Source organism: Aeromonas salmonicida subsp. salmonicida, assembly GCF_001643305.1.
Taxonomy (GTDB): Bacteria; Pseudomonadota; Gammaproteobacteria; order Enterobacterales; family Aeromonadaceae; genus Aeromonas; species Aeromonas salmonicida.
In genome coordinates this window covers 1-14,948 of sequence record NZ_LSGW01000046.1, presented here as the reverse complement: position 1 = coordinate 14,948, position 14,948 = coordinate 1, and the positions used below count along the sequence as shown (strand labels likewise).

Annotated in this window: 16 protein-coding genes, 1 tRNA gene and 1 riboswitch; of the genes, 11 read left to right on the top strand and 6 right to left on the bottom strand. The window is 55.9% G+C overall.

What is annotated here, in order from left to right; all coding sequences use genetic code 11:
• Positions 1-199 precede the first annotated feature (199 nt).
• Positions 200-640, top strand: a complete 441-nt coding sequence (locus AXW79_RS05285) for a GNAT family N-acetyltransferase (RefSeq protein WP_005316773.1) — start codon at positions 200-202, stop codon at positions 638-640.
• A 4-nt stretch (positions 641-644) separates the two neighbouring features.
• Here AXW79_RS05285 and AXW79_RS05280 read toward each other — a convergent pair whose 3' ends face one another.
• Entirely contained in the window at positions 645-1,187 is a 543-nt protein-coding gene (locus AXW79_RS05280; RefSeq protein ID WP_005316771.1) for a DUF1439 domain-containing protein, read from the bottom strand.
• A 96-nt stretch (positions 1,188-1,283) separates the two neighbouring features.
• On the opposite strand from AXW79_RS05280, the gene cls reads away from it, so the two are divergent.
• Together cls and AXW79_RS05270 are read left to right on the top strand one after the other, a co-directional pair.
• The gene (gene cls, locus AXW79_RS05275; RefSeq protein WP_005316769.1) at positions 1,284-2,765 is read left to right on the top strand and encodes a cardiolipin synthase; all 1,482 of its coding nucleotides are present in this window, start codon (positions 1,284-1,286) and stop codon (positions 2,763-2,765) included.
• Between the two features lie 95 nt (positions 2,766-2,860).
• Entirely contained in the window at positions 2,861-4,123 is a 1,263-nt protein-coding gene (locus tag AXW79_RS05270; protein WP_005316767.1) for a DUF945 family protein, read from the top strand.
• Between the two features lie 69 nt (positions 4,124-4,192).
• Here the strand turns inward: AXW79_RS05270 and purU are convergent, their stop codons facing one another.
• Complete coding sequence (gene purU / locus AXW79_RS05265; RefSeq protein ID WP_011898492.1) at positions 4,193-5,029, bottom strand: formyltetrahydrofolate deformylase; 837 nt, start codon at positions 5,027-5,029, stop codon at positions 4,193-4,195.
• Between the two features lie 209 nt (positions 5,030-5,238).
• Positions 5,239-5,398, top strand: a riboswitch (FMN riboswitch).
• A 104-nt stretch (positions 5,399-5,502) separates the two neighbouring features.
• Between purU and ribB the strand changes: the two genes are divergently transcribed.
• Positions 5,503-6,156: a 3,4-dihydroxy-2-butanone-4-phosphate synthase gene (gene ribB, locus AXW79_RS05260; RefSeq protein WP_005316761.1), complete on the top strand. Its 654-nt coding sequence runs from the start codon at positions 5,503-5,505 to the stop codon at positions 6,154-6,156.
• 225 nt (positions 6,157-6,381) lie between these two features.
• Positions 6,382-6,624 carry an Lpp/OprI family alanine-zipper lipoprotein gene (locus tag AXW79_RS05255; protein WP_005334342.1) on the top strand — a complete coding sequence of 81 codons (243 nt, stop codon included), beginning with the start codon at positions 6,382-6,384 and terminating at the stop codon, positions 6,622-6,624.
• Between the two features lie 143 nt (positions 6,625-6,767).
• Here AXW79_RS05255 and AXW79_RS05250 read toward each other — a convergent pair whose 3' ends face one another.
• Both AXW79_RS05250 and AXW79_RS05245 read right to left on the bottom strand, forming a co-directional pair.
• Positions 6,768-7,616, bottom strand: a complete 849-nt coding sequence (locus AXW79_RS05250) for a tetratricopeptide repeat protein (RefSeq protein WP_005316757.1) — start codon at positions 7,614-7,616, stop codon at positions 6,768-6,770.
• Positions 7,613-8,335, bottom strand: coding sequence for a 4'-phosphopantetheinyl transferase family protein (locus AXW79_RS05245; protein WP_005316754.1), 723 nt, complete (start codon positions 8,333-8,335; stop codon positions 7,613-7,615). The genes AXW79_RS05250 and AXW79_RS05245 overlap by 4 nt, the downstream gene beginning before the upstream one ends.
• A gap of 298 nt (positions 8,336-8,633) precedes the next feature.
• On the opposite strand from AXW79_RS05245, the gene AXW79_RS05240 reads away from it, so the two are divergent.
• The 3 genes from AXW79_RS05240 (at position 8,634) to AXW79_RS05230 (ending at position 11,146) form a co-directional block, all read left to right on the top strand.
• Positions 8,634-9,098: a C40 family peptidase gene (locus tag AXW79_RS05240; RefSeq protein WP_011898493.1), complete on the top strand. Its 465-nt coding sequence runs from the start codon at positions 8,634-8,636 to the stop codon at positions 9,096-9,098.
• A gap of 150 nt (positions 9,099-9,248) precedes the next feature.
• Positions 9,249-10,196: a 23S rRNA (adenine(1618)-N(6))-methyltransferase RlmF gene (gene rlmF, locus AXW79_RS05235; RefSeq protein WP_005316748.1), complete on the top strand. Its 948-nt coding sequence runs from the start codon at positions 9,249-9,251 to the stop codon at positions 10,194-10,196.
• Between the two features lie 242 nt (positions 10,197-10,438).
• On the top strand, positions 10,439-11,146 hold the full coding sequence (locus AXW79_RS05230) for a MaoC family dehydratase (protein ID WP_005316745.1): 708 nt from the start codon (positions 10,439-10,441) through the stop codon (positions 11,144-11,146).
• 136 nt (positions 11,147-11,282) lie between these two features.
• Here the strand turns inward: AXW79_RS05230 and AXW79_RS05225 are convergent, their stop codons facing one another.
• Positions 11,283-12,281, bottom strand: coding sequence for a DUF481 domain-containing protein (locus AXW79_RS05225; protein ID WP_005316742.1), 999 nt, complete (start codon positions 12,279-12,281; stop codon positions 11,283-11,285).
• A 30-nt stretch (positions 12,282-12,311) separates the two neighbouring features.
• Positions 12,312-13,229: a L,D-transpeptidase family protein gene (locus AXW79_RS05220; protein ID WP_005316739.1), complete on the bottom strand. Its 918-nt coding sequence runs from the start codon at positions 13,227-13,229 to the stop codon at positions 12,312-12,314.
• A gap of 442 nt (positions 13,230-13,671) precedes the next feature.
• Between AXW79_RS05220 and AXW79_RS05215 the strand changes: the two genes are divergently transcribed.
• From AXW79_RS05215 to AXW79_RS05210, 3 genes are all read left to right on the top strand, one after another.
• Positions 13,672-13,761 (top strand) — tRNA-Ser (locus tag AXW79_RS05215).
• Between the two features lie 210 nt (positions 13,762-13,971).
• Positions 13,972-14,019, top strand: coding sequence for a hypothetical protein (locus AXW79_RS24105; RefSeq protein ID WP_231112216.1), 48 nt, complete (start codon positions 13,972-13,974; stop codon positions 14,017-14,019).
• A 518-nt stretch (positions 14,020-14,537) separates the two neighbouring features.
• Positions 14,538-14,948 (top strand): dsDNA nuclease domain-containing protein (locus AXW79_RS05210; RefSeq protein WP_011898495.1); only part of this gene is annotated, 411 nt, incomplete at its 3' end.

The following is a 14,948-nucleotide window of genomic DNA, read 5'->3' as shown; positions in this document are numbered from 1 at the left end:
GTGGTAGCATTGCCTGTGATTTATGCGGTCAGCAGTGTGTTAAAAAGTGTACAAATAGGCGCGGTTACTGGCTTTTTTGTTACTAAAAGGCGTGATATCTTGCTGACTTGTCTGGTCGGATCTCTTTCCTAGCAGCCACTGACATTTGAAGACTGGCCGAGCGGCCAAGGATGGAACGGGTGTGATAAGCAAGCGGGCGATGGAACTCACGTTCGAAGAGTACTGTGATGCGGATCTTTCCCTGATCAGGGATTACTACGAAACGACTTTCTCCCATTACGTGCCGGATTTGGCTGAGCGTATCTTCGTGGTGCGCGATGCGCACTGGCTGGTGGGCGCCGTACGCCTGCGCGACGAACAGGATTACTACCACCTGTGCGGTTTTCGGTTGCTGCCCCACTACCAGTCACTGGGGCTGGGCTCCCGTTTGCTGCAACATGCCTGCAGTGATCTGGTGGACAAGCCAGTGGTGTGTCAGGCATTGCCATTCGAGAAGCCGTTTTACCTCAAGGCCGGTTTTGCTGACCTGCCCCTGCATGAGCTCGATGGCCCCCTCTTTTCTCTCTATGACCAGCAGCGCGAACAGGGTTACCAGATCGAGCTGCTGGTGCGTCAGGCCAACACCCCCGTCTACAACTGACGACTCACTGCGGCTTGGTCAGCAGGTGGATCTTGCCCGGTGACAACTCAAGCCCCAGCAGATTCTCTTTCAGCCAGGCCTGGTTCGGGTCCTTGTCGTTCAGCCGATAGACGGGCTGGGTCTCCAGCCGTTTCTCCATGCTTTGCAGCAGCATGCCCAGCATGAAGCCGAACTTCTGCTGCGCCGCTTCCGGTTCCAGCTTGTACTCAATCAACTTGATGTTGTCGAGGAAGAGGGCGCTCTGAGCCTTGTCATAGCGTGGTCTGGCCTCGTAGGTCATGTTCAGACGCGCATCGTATTCGGTCTGATCCGGCAGGGCGATCCTCAGTTTTCCCTTGCCATAGACACGGGCGGTATCCGGGCTCTGACGCCCTATCTGGACGTCACTCTGCTCGAGCTGTACGTGGGCCTTGATGATGCCGGGTAATTCCAGCTGTTTGTTCACTTGTACCTGGGATTGCAGGTACTGATTTATTTGTTGCTCATTGATGTCATATGAGCCTTGACCTAGCATGGCCAGACTGAGCAGCATAGATTGCAGGATCATGCTAACGACCTGATAGAATGGATGTGTTTCACAGCATACCATCCTGGCCCCGTGGGGTCTGCCCACCGCATTTACCCTGATGTAAAAGGAGTCCTCTTGATCAATGGTTTGGAGTACGACATCCAGCTGCTGTTTTCCCAGTTTCTTGGTTGGCTGCTGCTGCTATTTCACACCGTGATCGTGGCAGGGATCTCCTTGCGGGTGGTGATGAAGCGGCGCCCCATCGGCGTCTCGCTGGCCTGGCTGGCGCTCATCTATGCCATCCCGTTTGCCGGGGTCGGCTTCTATGTGCTGTTTGGCGAGATCCGGCTCGGTCGCCGCCGCGCAGAACGGGCCAAGGCCATGTACCGCCCCTACGCTATCTGGATCCGGCAGCTGGCCAGGCTCTTTCCCCAGCACTGCTGCGAGGTGGGCAGCAAGGCCCAGCCATTGCACGATCTGATCCAGGGGCGGCTGGCCATGCCCATGCTCTCCGGCAACCGCATGACCTTGCTGAGCCAACCCGAATCGATACTGCGCGAGATAGCGCGCGACATCCGCCAATCCTCCCAGTCCTGCTATCTGGAGTACTACATCTGGCACCCCGGCGGCGATACCGACGATGTGTGCGACGCCTTGATGGAAGTGGCGGCGCGCGGCGTGGATTGTCGTCTGCTGCTCGATTCCATGGGCAGCAAGGCGTTTTTCCGCTCGCACTGGCCCAAAAAGCTGCGCAAGGCCGGGGTCAAACTGGTGGAGGTGCTGCCGGTCGGTGCCTGGCGCATCCCGTTCCAGCGCCAGGATCTGCGCATGCACCGCAAGCTGGTAGTGATCGATGACAGGGTGGGTTACACCGGCTCCATGAACATGGTGGATCCCCGCTTCTTCAAGCAGAACGCCGGGGTAGGCCAGTGGGTCGATATCATGATCCGGGTGCAGGGGCCCGTGGTGCCGCTGATGTGGTCCATCTTCGTCTGGGATTGGGAGATGGAGACCGGCGAGCGGTTGCTCGACAGCCTGCAGCATGATCCGGAAGCCTGGCCCCAGAGCAACTACCGGGCCCAGCTGATCCCGTCCGGCCCCTTCGTTGGCGGTGACTGCATCCAGCAGAGCCTGTTGCTGGCCATCTACCAGGCCCGTCACCACCTGGTGCTGACCACCCCCTATTTCGTGCCGGACGATCCCCTGGCGGCGGCGCTCTCCTCGGCGGCGGCGCGAGGGGTGCAGGTGCAACTGGTGTTGCCTGCGCGCAATGACTCCATCATGGCCAACCATGCCTGCAATGCCTTCATGGAGGAGCTGCTGGAGGCCGGGGTTGAAGTCTATCGCTACGATGCCGGACTGCTCCACACCAAGAGCGTGCTGGTGGATGACGACTTCGCACTGGTGGGCACGGTAAACCTGGACAGACGCAGCCTCTGGCTCAACTTCGAGGTGACCCTGCTCATCGACAACCCGCTGTTTGTCGCCGAGATGACCCATCTGGTACAGGGTTATATGACGGAGGCGACACCCATGTCCCTGGCCAAGTGGCGCGATCGTCCCAGGTACAAGAAGGTAATGGAGAACATCTTCTATCTGTTCAGTCCCTTGCTGTGACATTACATAATTGCGGTCGATGCTGAATTGGACTTGCCTAGCCCCGATATCGCCCCGTAGAGTGCGGCAATGAGCCTTTGGAGAATCATATAAAAATGAAGAAGCGAGTAACGCTGGCCGTGTGTGCGGCCTTGGTAGTGGGTGGGCTGGGTGCCTGCTGGTACACGGGCAATACGTTTGACCGCATCATGGACGAGCAGATCGCCAAGGTGAAGCAGGAGAGCGGCGTCGAGCTGAGCTGGGTGCCTGGCGCCAGCAACCTGTTTACCCGTGACGGCATCTTGAAGGTGGTGGTCACGCCGCAAACTCTGGCCAGCCTGGACGGTCAGCTGGAAGGGAGCGAGCCGGTCGAGGCGCAGTTCATCGTCAACAGTCGTATTCTGCCGCTCTATATCAAGAGCAACATGCTGCTCGACACCAAGCAGGGCACGCTGGCCACTGTGTTCAGCGCCCTCAAGCTGGAGCAGTGGCAGTTTGGCATAGAGTCGGTCAGCAGCCTCTGGACCATGAGCAACAGCAGCCGCTTCTGGGCCAACGAGTTCAAGGTCAAGCAGGGGCTCGACGAGTTCAGTTTCCTGCCGATGACGGGCGACTACCGCGGCGATATGGATGGCAACGGTCACGTTACCTTCCACTGGCAGGGCATGACACTGCATGAAGAGCAGAGCAAGATGGACATGGTGCTGGCCGAGCTCAAGGGCAGCGCCGACATGGCCGAGATCAGCGGGATCTGGCTCTCTCCCCGTAGCGACATGACCCTCTCTGCGCTGTCGGTGCAGCTGCCAGACAGCGTCAAGGTGTCACTGCAGGGCCTGACCACGGAAACCCAACTGGAAGGCGATGATGCCCAGACCCTCTCCAGCAGCTATCAGATGAAGGTGGATACTCTCAATCTGGAGAACGAGACCGATAATCTGGCGCTGACCCAGAGCAAGCTGGCCCTGAATCTGAAAGGGCTGGATCTGGAAGGCTATCAGGCACTGCAAGCCTCCAGCGGGCAAGGGGTGGAAGATGAAGCCATCCAGCAAGCCCTGGACAAGCTGCTCAAGCGCGGCGCGACCCTGGAGCTGGTGGACTTGAGCGCCCAGCTCAACGGTGAGCCTGTCTCCATGAAGGGGGACGTCAAGCTGGCATCCACCTCGCTGGAACAGTTGTTCAATAGCGAACAGGGAATGCATGCCCTCTCCGGCCTGATGCATGCCAATCTCAGTGACAAACTGGGCAAAGCGGTGCCGCAACTGGCCCCCATGCTGGAACAGTTCGCTGCCATGGGGTATCTCAAGGCGGACAAGGCCCAGCTGACCGCCGAGCTGAAGCTCGACAAGGGTGCCATGACCATCAATGGCCTGCCGCTGTAAGTCGGTGGCAGAAACAACAAAGGCTCCCTCGGGAGCCTTTGTTGTTTCTGGCGTGGTGCGGCAGGTGGGTTACTTGAACACCACCGTCTTGTTGCCGTAGACGAACACCCGTTCATTGAGCACCAGCTCCAGCGCGCGGCTCAGCACGGATTTCTCCACGTCACGACCGGCTTTGGCCATGTCATCGGCACTGAAGGCGTGACCGACATGGATCACGTCCTGCTCGACGATGGGACCCTCATCCAGATCGTCGGTGACGAAGTGGGCGGTGGCGCCAATCAGCTTGACTCCGCGATCGAAGGCCTGACGGTAGGGACGGGCACCGATGAAGGCCGGCAGGAAGGAGTGGTGGATATTGAGGATCTTGCGCGGATAGGCTTCGACGAAGCTCGGGGTCAGCACTCGCATGTACTTGGCCAGGATCACATAGTCGGGCTGGTAGCCGTCTATGATGGCACGTACCTGCTCCTCGTGTTCGGTGCGGCTCAGGTCCTCATGGCTGACGGTGTGGAACGGAATGTCGAACTTGCCCGTCAATTCGGCGAGCGTATCGTAGTTGCCGATCACCGCCACTATGTCCATGTCCAGCGCACCGGCATAGTTCTTCATCAATATGTCGCCGAGGCAGTGGGTCTCCTTGGTCACCAGGATGACGATGCGCTTCTTGCCCGCCTTGACCAGGCGGCGCTGGGCGCCGGCGGGCAGGGCATCATCCAGATCCGCCAGCAGGGTCTCGTCGTTGAAACGCCCCTCCAGCTCGGTGCGCATGAAGAAGCGACCGTTTTCATGATCCACGAACTCGTCGTTCATGTTGATGTTGAGCTGGTGCTTGTAGCAGATGTTGGTGATCTTGGCGATGAGGCCCTTGGCGTCCGGACAATCCGTCAGCAGTATTTTCTTTTCCATCTCTGTCATGATTCCGTTTGTGGTGTTGGCGCCTGAGTCTGCGCAGGCAGCGCGTTTTTTCAGGCACTATGCCATAAACAAAATCAGAAAAGACAGCGCGCCGTGCGTCCTTGGGTCAAGTCGTTGTCTACGGGCGCTGGTCGGTTCCGTATTCATCTTTGATGGGTTTTGGACTGGTATCCTGCGTTTTTTTTCTTTAGGCTGTCTGCGCTTATTCTCAGGGCGGGGTGCAATTCCCCACCGGCGGTATCCCGATCTGACTCGGGGAGCCCGCGAGCGCCCGACTTTGGTTTCACACCTGAGTCGGGGTCAGCAGATCCGGTGAGATGCCGGAGCCGACGGTCATAGTCCGGATGAAAGAGGATAAGACAGATATTGCAGGCATGCCCTCGTTGGGCCGGCCGCTGCATACCTATCTCTGTCTGCCTTTCCATGCCCTGATTCTGGTCCTTGTCTTATTTAGGAGTCTTACCATGAATCAGTCTCTACTCAGTGAATTTGGTGATCCCCTTGCGCGCGTCGAAGCGGCGCTCGCGGCCTTGCGCGCCGGTCGCGGCGTTTTGGTGGCCGACGATGAAGATCGGGAGAACGAGGGGGATCTCATTTTCGCCGCACAAACCATGACCAATGAACAGATGGCCATGATGATCCGCGAGTGTTCCGGCATCGTTTGCCTCTGTCTGACCGATGAGCGCGTTCGCCAGCTGGCGTTGCCCATGATGGTGGAGGCAAACTCCAGCCACTATCAGACCGCTTTCACCGTCACCATAGAGGCGGCGCAAGGGGTTACCACGGGCGTTTCAGCGGCCGATCGCATCACGACCATTCGCGCGGCCATCGCCGATGGTGCCAAACCGTCCGATCTGCATCGCCCAGGCCATGTCTTCCCGTTACGGGCTCGTACCGGTGGTGTGCTGACGCGCCGCGGCCATACCGAAGCCACAGTCGATCTGATGCAGCTTGCCGGCCTCAAACCGTTCGGGGTTTTATGTGAGCTGACCAAAGAAGATGGCTCCATGGCTCGTCTGCCAGACCTGGTTGCCTTCGGTCGCCTGCATCAGATGCCTGTGCTGACCATCGAGGACCTGGTGCAATATCGTCAATTGCTGTCAGAACGTTCTGCCTGAGCCTCATACGAAATTGTAATAAGCACAAAATTTGGTTACGCTCTGTGCGAACCTCATCCAGAGGCACTCGTTTTTGATTAAAATTTGCACATAAAGTGTGCAACTAAAAAAAAATGAGGGTTTTAATGCATTTATCTGTGATGAGGCCTATCCAAAGTATGATTCTTTTGTGCCATAATCACGCCGCTTGCTAAACGTCTGGCGAGTTAAAGGGAGCTTTTAAAAATGAAAAAATTGTTGTTGGTAGGTGTTGTTGGTCTGTCCGCTCTGCTGGGCGGTTGTGCAAACACCAGCGAACTGGAAACCTCCGTTCAGAATCTGTCTAACAAAGTTGACCAACTGGCTCAAGATGTTAGCGCAGTTCGTGCTGATCAATCCAAGATTGCTGCTGATGTTGCAGAAGCCAAGCAAGAAGCTATGCGTGCTAACCAGCGCATCGACAACATGGCTACTTCCTACAAGAAGTAATCCATGCGAAAAAATGGCGCATTCATGCGCCATTTTTTTTTGCCTGAAACTCGTCAATTCCCCGCTTTTCTTCCATATGCTCTCGCCTTGCCAGAGCAATGCCGATCTCTCGGCATCACTCTCACTTTTTATCCCTTCATTATTCAGTAGAGCAGGCTGTATAGCTTGCGACGGTAACTCTGTGCGGCCGGATGGGCACCCATGGTGGTCAGTATGTCCAGATAGGTCTTCTTGGCATCGCCAAAGGCCAGATCGCGTTTGAGAATGGTGAACAGTAGCGCCAGTGCTTCCTCCTGACGGCCCGCCTGGCTGTATTGCACCGCCAGCTCCTGGGTCAGGGTGAAATTGTCCGGCTCCTGCTCGTAACGGGCTTCCAGCGCACGCAGCTCAGGGCTGTCTGCGGCTTGCAGCGCCAGCGCCAGACGAGAACTGAGGGTCTGGTAGTGGTCATCCTGCGCAGCCATGGGGATCTTGCCGAGCCGCTCCTGGGCTTCATCCAGCAGATTGATGTCCAGCGCCGCCTGAATGAGCCACAGGCTGATGTCGTGGCGATCCGGCGCCAGCTGGTGGGCCTTGGTGAGATGGGCATAGGCCACATCTGCCTGATCATCTGCCAGTGCCTGCTGTCCCTTCTCGAACAGCAGCTCCTCTTCCTTGGGAGCGAAGGCGGCAAAGTAGTGGCGCAAGGTAGCTTCATCCTGCGGCCCTTCCAAAATGGCCTGTTCATCCGGGCGCCCCTGATGGAACAGTACCAGAGCGGGCAGGGCACGCAGGCCGAGCTGGCTGGCCAATGGCTGCAACTGCGGATCGTTCATGTCGACCTTGGCCAAGGTTACCTGGGGATTGTCCGGGCCAACCAGTGACTCCACCAGTGGGGTCATGCCCTGACATTCCGGCATCTGGGGTGCGTGAAAATAGATGACGACCGGCTTTTTCATGGAAGCATCGATCAGTGCGGCTTGAAAATTCTGGGGATTGATGTCGACGATCATGAGGCTGACTCTTGGAAAATGGTGTGAGTTAACATGGGGTTGATAGCGGTGGATTTCAAGTTTTCATCCAGCAGGTAACCGTTGACGGCCAGGGTCGGGGCGGCGAGGCTGAGCCAGCCGCTGCCAATAGGCCAATCCTGCACCCGGTATTCGTGCTCATCGAGCCGGTTATCAAGGCGCCATCCCTCTTGCGGCAGAAAGCAAACTTTGTCGAGCCCCGCGGCAATGCCGCCGCCATGGGCCTTCAGTACCGCCTCCTTGCGTGACCAGAGCCGATAGAAGGCGCCGTCCTGCTCTTCTGCCGGCAAGGCGGCGAGCCATTCATACTCGCTGGTGGCATAGAAGCGTCTGGCCAGTGGCAACGTCTGCCGACGGCGCCTGCCCATCTCTATGTCTACCCCGAGCGGTCCAGTGGCACACAGTGCGATCACCAGCCAGTCGCCGCTGTGGCTCTGGTTGAACTGCCAGCGCGGGTTACTCAGCGCCGGCTTGCCGTGGAGATGAGTACAAAAAAGCAGTTCGCTGGCCTGGCATTGAAGGCGAGCGGCCAGCAGGCACCTTAGCAGTGACCGACTGACCAGAAATTCCTGGCGCCGATCCGGATGCTGGATCTCCTGCCACTGTTGCAGCTCTGTTGGTGAAAGCGTTTCTGGCAGCATGGCCAACTGAGCGGCGCTGACCTGGGCGGGTTTTAACAAATAGAGATCCACAGAGATCATGATTTTTCACTTTAAAAGAGGACTGAAACAGCGATAAAAGTCAGTTTGATCGAGTCTGCACGGGCGCTTTCGAGATTGTATATTGTTTGGCCATGATCACATTAATCATGAAAAATAATGCATTTCCTTGCGAAAATGTGATGTCGATAGGGATTTTCGCTTGCCTCGATAGAATTCTTGGATATAGTCGGGTGCTGTTGCCTTATAAATTGCCCTTCTGGGCCGTATTTTAACAAGTTTTACTCATTGCGGGGATAAAGGATTGCGCCACCTGATACTACTACTGGTCGCGCTCGGAATGGTGGGTTGTGCATCTGCACCCCAGCCCGAGGTTGCGAGCAAGATTGAAGTTTCCATGATGGAACCCGTGATTGAACCGGAAGCTTCGCAAACCCCAGATGTGAATGAAATCCTGACAGTGTACAAAGAGTGGCGCGGTACCCCTTATAGCTTTGGTGGTACCAGCGAACGCGGCATAGATTGTTCCGCTTTTGCCCGTGAAGTGTTCCGCAATGCCGTCGGCATCGAATTACCCCGTGATACCCGCTCTCAAGTCCATGAAGGCACTCGCGTTTCCAAACAAGACTTGGTCGAAGGTGATCTGGTTTTCTTCAAGATAAATCGTCGTCTCAATCATGTGGGTATCTATGTGGGCAATGGTGAATTCATCCATGCCTCTACCCGTGCTGGTGTGACGCGCTCCAAGCTGGACAATTCCTACTGGCGCAGCAGATTCTGGCAAGCACGCCGGATCGATATCTGAGTCAGGCTGGACAAACGGCTCGCAGTACGGACTGTTTTTCCAACCTCACTTGAACCGGGCTCCTGAAGCCCGGTTTTTTGTGGCTGCTATTTAGACTTTCTGGGGCCAAATCACTATAGTGTGGGCCCGTTTTCCCTCGGCAGGCCCAGCATGAAGACCCACTCCGACCGCAAATCCGGATTACACCCACGCAATCGCCATCAGGCTCCCTATGATTTTGATGCGCTCTGCCTGCGTACCCCCGAGCTTCGGCCCTTGGTATTCGTCAACGAGCACGGTACCCAGACCCTGGATTTTGCCGATCCTGCCGCCGTCAAGGCGCTGAACAAGGCCTTGCTGGCACTGCACTACGGCATTGCGCACTGGGATCTGCCGGCGGGTTATCTCTGCCCGCCCATTCCGGGACGGGTGGATTATCTGCATCGGGTGGCGGATCTGCTCGCCGAGAGTGCGGGCTGCGTCCCGACCGGCAAGGGCGTGCGGGTACTGGATATAGGGGTGGGGGCGAACTGCATCTACCCGCTGCTGGGAGCTCGCGAGTATGGCTGGCGTTTTGTTGGGTCCGATATCGACCCCGTGTCCGTCAAGGCGGCGGCTCTGCTGGCCAAAAGCAACGGTCTGGGCGGGCAGATAGAGTGCCGCCATCAGGGCAATGCCAAACACGTCTTTCGCGGCATCATAAGCCCGCAGGAGCGCTTCGCCCTGACCCTGTGCAACCCGCCGTTCCATGGATCGCTCGATGAGGCCAGCAAGGGCAGTGAGCGCAAGCTTGGTAAAACCGTGCAGGGGCAGCCAGTGCTCAACTTCGGCGGCCAGAAGGCCGAGCTCTGGTGTGAAGGGGGAGAGGCCGGGTTTCTTGCCACCATGATCGTCCAGAGCAAGGAGTTTGCTGCCCAGTGCCTCTGGTTCAGCTCGCTGGTGTCGAAGAAGGAGAACCTGCCGGCGGCGAAGAAGGCACTGGCCCAGGTCGGGGCCCGCCAGGTGCGGGTGATCGACATGGCGCAAGGCAACAAGGTGAGCCGGATCCTCGCCTGGTCTTTCCTGGATGAGGTCGCCTGTGGGCAATGGTGGCAACCCGCGCTTCGTGGCGGTGTTTGACGGGGGAGGGGCAGCCTCCTGTCGGTATCCCCCTTTTTGTATCTGTACTCATGGTGGCAAGCACCTGCCATGATAATCGTTTTCCTCCTTGTTCCATCAGGCTTGCCGTACTTGTGTTAGTGACCACTTCTTTGCTTGGTACAGCTGTACGCTGAGATTTTTTTGCACTTGCAGTTGAAACTTTCATAAAATAGGACTGGTTAGACCTCTTTACAGGCTTTGAATTGAATAGGGATCGGTAGATGAAGGTTGTCGATTTTCTGAAGCGCAAGCGCGAAATCCTGGCGCAGCACCCCTTTGAGCTCAAGGATTGGCTCTCTCCGGCGATCCGTGACTACTGGCGTGAGTTTCAGCAAAAGGCACACCTCCACCCTCTGTTGGGTCGTGTGCTGGACCTGCAAGCTGACAGCCAGTCAGTACGGCAAGTGCAGACCGCCAATGGTCAGCCAGTGCAGACTGACGAGACTGCGGTTGAACTGAGTGGTGAGGCGGCGGCCCTGTTTGCTGCGCTGCAGCCGAGCATTGGTGAAGAGACCCATGTGGGAGAGTGGCTGCTGGTCAGTCAGCAGATGATCAACGAGTTTGCCGCCGTGACCGGCGACAACCAGTGGATCCACACAAACCCTGAGCGTGCTGTTGCCGAGTCACCGTTCAAGACCACCATAGCCCACGGGTTTCTGACCCTGGCGCTGTTGCCACGTCTGACGGGCAGTATCAACGAGGCGACCCCCGAGTTTCCTGCTGCCCGCATGGTGGTGAACTTTGGTCTGGATCAGGTGCGTTTTCCGTATCCAATCAAGGTGGACAGCAACATCCGCGCACGTACCAAGCTGCTGAGAGTGACACCGATCAAGGGCGGTCTTGAGCTGCTCAAGGAGATCAAGGTCGAGATTGAGGGCATTCGTCGTCCCGGCTGTGTCATTGAATCCGTCACCCGGATCTACTTCTGATGTCGTGACGGTTGTCACCGCCGTGGCGTAAATAGTATTGAAATAAAACAGGCTCACCTCGGTGAGCCTGTTTTATTTCTGGCGTTGTGCCGCCTGTCTGGGGCTCATCCACTCGCCGAATGGTTTGCCCTGATGACTAGAAGCTGGCTCCCAGGCTGATGAGATGGCGCCACTTCTTGCCTGATAACGGTGTCTGAACACCTTGATAATCCAATCTGGACTCTTCCCAATCGAGCTCGCTCGACCAGGAGAGGCGCAGGTGATCGTTGAAGTAGTAGCGCATCCCCAGGCTGCCCTGCACGGCCTGTTCCCGGGTGATGTAGGGTGAGGGTTGGTCTAGATAGCGCTTGTAGGTGCCCTTGCTGAACAGCTCCAGTTGCTCTGACCAGAGCGCAACGGGTTGGCGGTAGTCCCAGCCAAGGCCCACCAGGGGATAGTTTATGATCCTGTCGTTGAAGATATCGGGAATGATGAAGTCGTCCCAATAACCCGGCCTGAAGTAGGAACGCTCCAATCCGGCTTGGCTTATCAGTTCCAGCCGTCGCCGTTTGTCGTTCCAGAACCTGTACCCCGGGCCTGAGGCATAACCCAGATTCATGTAGTCTGGGTCAAGCATCTGGTATTGATAGTCGACGGTGGAGCGCACAAACCAGTTCTGGTCGAAGAAGAAGTCCAGCATGGGTTTGAGCCGATACTCATGGCTATTGGTGACGTTGTTGGCGGTTTCGTAGATGTACTCCCCATCCAGGCTGTATCGCCAGTCGAGATTGGCAACCTCGGTTGTGGCCTTCAGGTTGACGTTGTTGGTTTTCTTCTCGCTGTGCTTCAGCTTCACGTTCAGATCGCTGCTGCCTGTCCAGAGCCAGGCGCGCGTGTCATCCGGGGTGAGCGCAAGCAGGGTGATGCCTGTCTTCAGCGTCGGTTTTGGTTTGTCCTGTTTTTCGAGGCGCCAGCGTTTGACCGCCTCGCGTTTGACCGTGACCGGCGAGCTGTAGGGCAGCGCTATGCGCACCTGTTCATCCGTGATCTCCTCTATGGTGCCGGTCAGTCGATCGCCGTTGTGCATCCAGAGGATATCGGCCAGCGCCATCGGGCTGAGCAACAGAGAGAGCAAGAACCAGAAGGGGTATCTCATGGAAAGTCCTTCATGAACACAGGGTTGCCGTTAGCCGCTGACGGGGCGTGGAATGCCGTTCTTATTGTTCAGCACGGCAGCCACCTTGTCACCGTCGATCTCGGACGCTGCGATAAAGGCCTCTACCTCGGGTGAGAGGATCAGGGGGGCGCCCTGCTCCAGCTCCAGTTCGGTGCGAGAGAGCGGTGAATGCACCTCCAGCCAATGACTGCCATCGGGTTCGATGGCGGTCTTGACCGGCTGATTGATCACCCGCACTGTCGTGCCGACAGGAACCAGCTTGAACAGTGCCTCTATATCGTCAGGACGCAAGCGAATGCAGCCTGCACTGACTCGCAGCCCGACACCAAACTCCTTGTTGGTACCGTGAATGAGGTAATCCCGCTTGCCATAACCGAGGCGCATGGCGAATTTTCCGAGAGGGTTGTCCGGACCCGGCGGCACGACGGCAGGCAGGGAGATCCCCTTTTGCTCCAGCCAGGATTTGCGCACCATGGGGCCGGGCACCCAGGTCGGGTTGGGGTTCTTGGCGATCACTGTCGTGATCATTTCTGGCGTCTCTCTCCCGATATCGCCAATCCCGATGGGCAGCACTATCACCTCATTTTTCCCCTTGGGAAAATAGTAGAGGCGCAGTTCTGGCAGGTTGATGACTATGCCCTCCCGGGGCACATCCGGCAGCAGCATCTGGGTCGGCAGGGTCAGGCGTGTACCAGGTTTGGGTAAATAGGGGTCAACCCCGGGATTTGCCTCGAGCAGTGCCAAAAAACCAATCTGGGTGTGCTTGCCGATAAGTTCAAGGTGTTCATCTGGCTGGACTATGTAGTCCTCCAGTTCACCGATCAGGCGGCTGCCAGCCGGTGGCAAGGGATAGGTTGTAGCCCCGCTTGGCGTTGTCCAGAGGCTGGCTGCCACCAGCAGCAGTGAGACGATTCGAGCATTGAACATGGTACTTCCTATCAGATCGCGTGAAGGCGGGTCACTACCCACCCAGAAAAAAGAAGTGAAATTGTTAACCAATCCACTCGTGATTACCAGCCTGTCCCGCAAGGGGTACAGAGGAGTCTGCTCTGGATAAGTCACTATTTTGAGGAATTTTCGCACTTTGTTATGACAGTGCCGGATAATGCGACGAATGGGGTCATGTGCAGGGCAGGATTGTGAACAAGCCGGTATCTGTCATAGCCTGTGTCTGGCGACGTGGGCGCCAGTAAGGTACCAAGAGCGTGGGATCACCTTCCAGGACTGTGCCTACGTGTCGTGGCCCGGGCCATAACAGCAGCCATGGTAACAAACGCAGTAGCATAGTCTTTTTTATCGACAGTTATTTGATCTTTAAAGAGATTCAAGTTGATTTATCAGGCCTGGTCCGGTAAAAGTTAAGCCCCGTGGAGAGATGCCGGAGTGGCCGAACGGGATTGACTCGAAATCAATTGTGGCAGTAATGCCACCCAGGGTTCGAATCCCTGTCTCTCCGCCATCTTAAAGACCCAACTTATTGAAAAAGTTGGGTTTTTTATTTTAGTGGTTTTTTCGGTATGCCAGTGAGCATGCCATTAGGTGTTGGCTGTCCTGCTCCTTGATAGCACTCCTTTGGGCAGGTCATTGCCACTACTCCCTTCAAGTTACCCAAAGCAAGAGAGGGCCGTTGAGTTAGCCAAGAAGCCCCCCAGAATGCCTAGAATTTATTGTGGTTCATGAGTTGGTGCATTTACATGAACGCAAACATAACCAGTGATTTATTTCCATTATGGACCTGCATCTGCCCAAATTGGCGAGAGCACAGAGATAGGCATCAATAAGATGCCCTTCGTGTTTAACCGGTGGGGATATTAGTTGGGCAGCATTTTCATCAACTGGAGTGAGGATTCACCTAGAAGAGCGGTTAACGTTCAGGGTAAACTTTTGCTAATTTTCTCTTAAGGTCCTGCATTTGAGGTCGAGGTCGGGAAGAAACTACTTTAGTAACTAGGAAAAAACGTAACGCTATCAGTTGCTTTTGTGGTGAAATCCAATTACTTATTCGCTCCATTTTAATTTCTATAAAGATATATTCTGGACGGATTTTTCTTACATAAGGACAGATGTCAGCTGTGTTGAAATTAGTGTTTGGATCACGGAGTACCCCGTTGGGTCATTGTACTCGTAGGCGCGTTGTCCGATCTCATCCAGGCCCTGCTTTTGGACACTTTGGTAGCCAAGTGCCTACGGCATAAGAACTCTCTAAATTTTCGAAAAATTATCATGGATGTCTAGATGGAATCAAACGATTCAGGTGGTGTAGCAGCTAAACACGGTTTCCTATTTCAAGACTGTGTAGCCGCTTACCATGTCACCCGAATGCTTCGTGATAAGACTATCCGCAGTATTCGCTGCGAGGTCACAGACGATATCGATATCTTATCTGATGGGTGCATTGACTTCGTACAAGTGAAAAGTACAGAGAAAACAAGATGGAACATCTCTGACATAGCCAATGATTCCAAGGGCGTTAATAATAAAAAAATTCCCTGCAGCTCGATATTGCACAAGTCGATGCAATGCGAGTCAGGTGCTGGTCTGTCCCGTAGATATTTGATAGTCACTGAAGATAAGGTGAATAAAACCCTAGAATACTTGACGGTCAGCCCAACAGCCCGGGTAGGTAAGCTAAATAGCTGTTCCGAA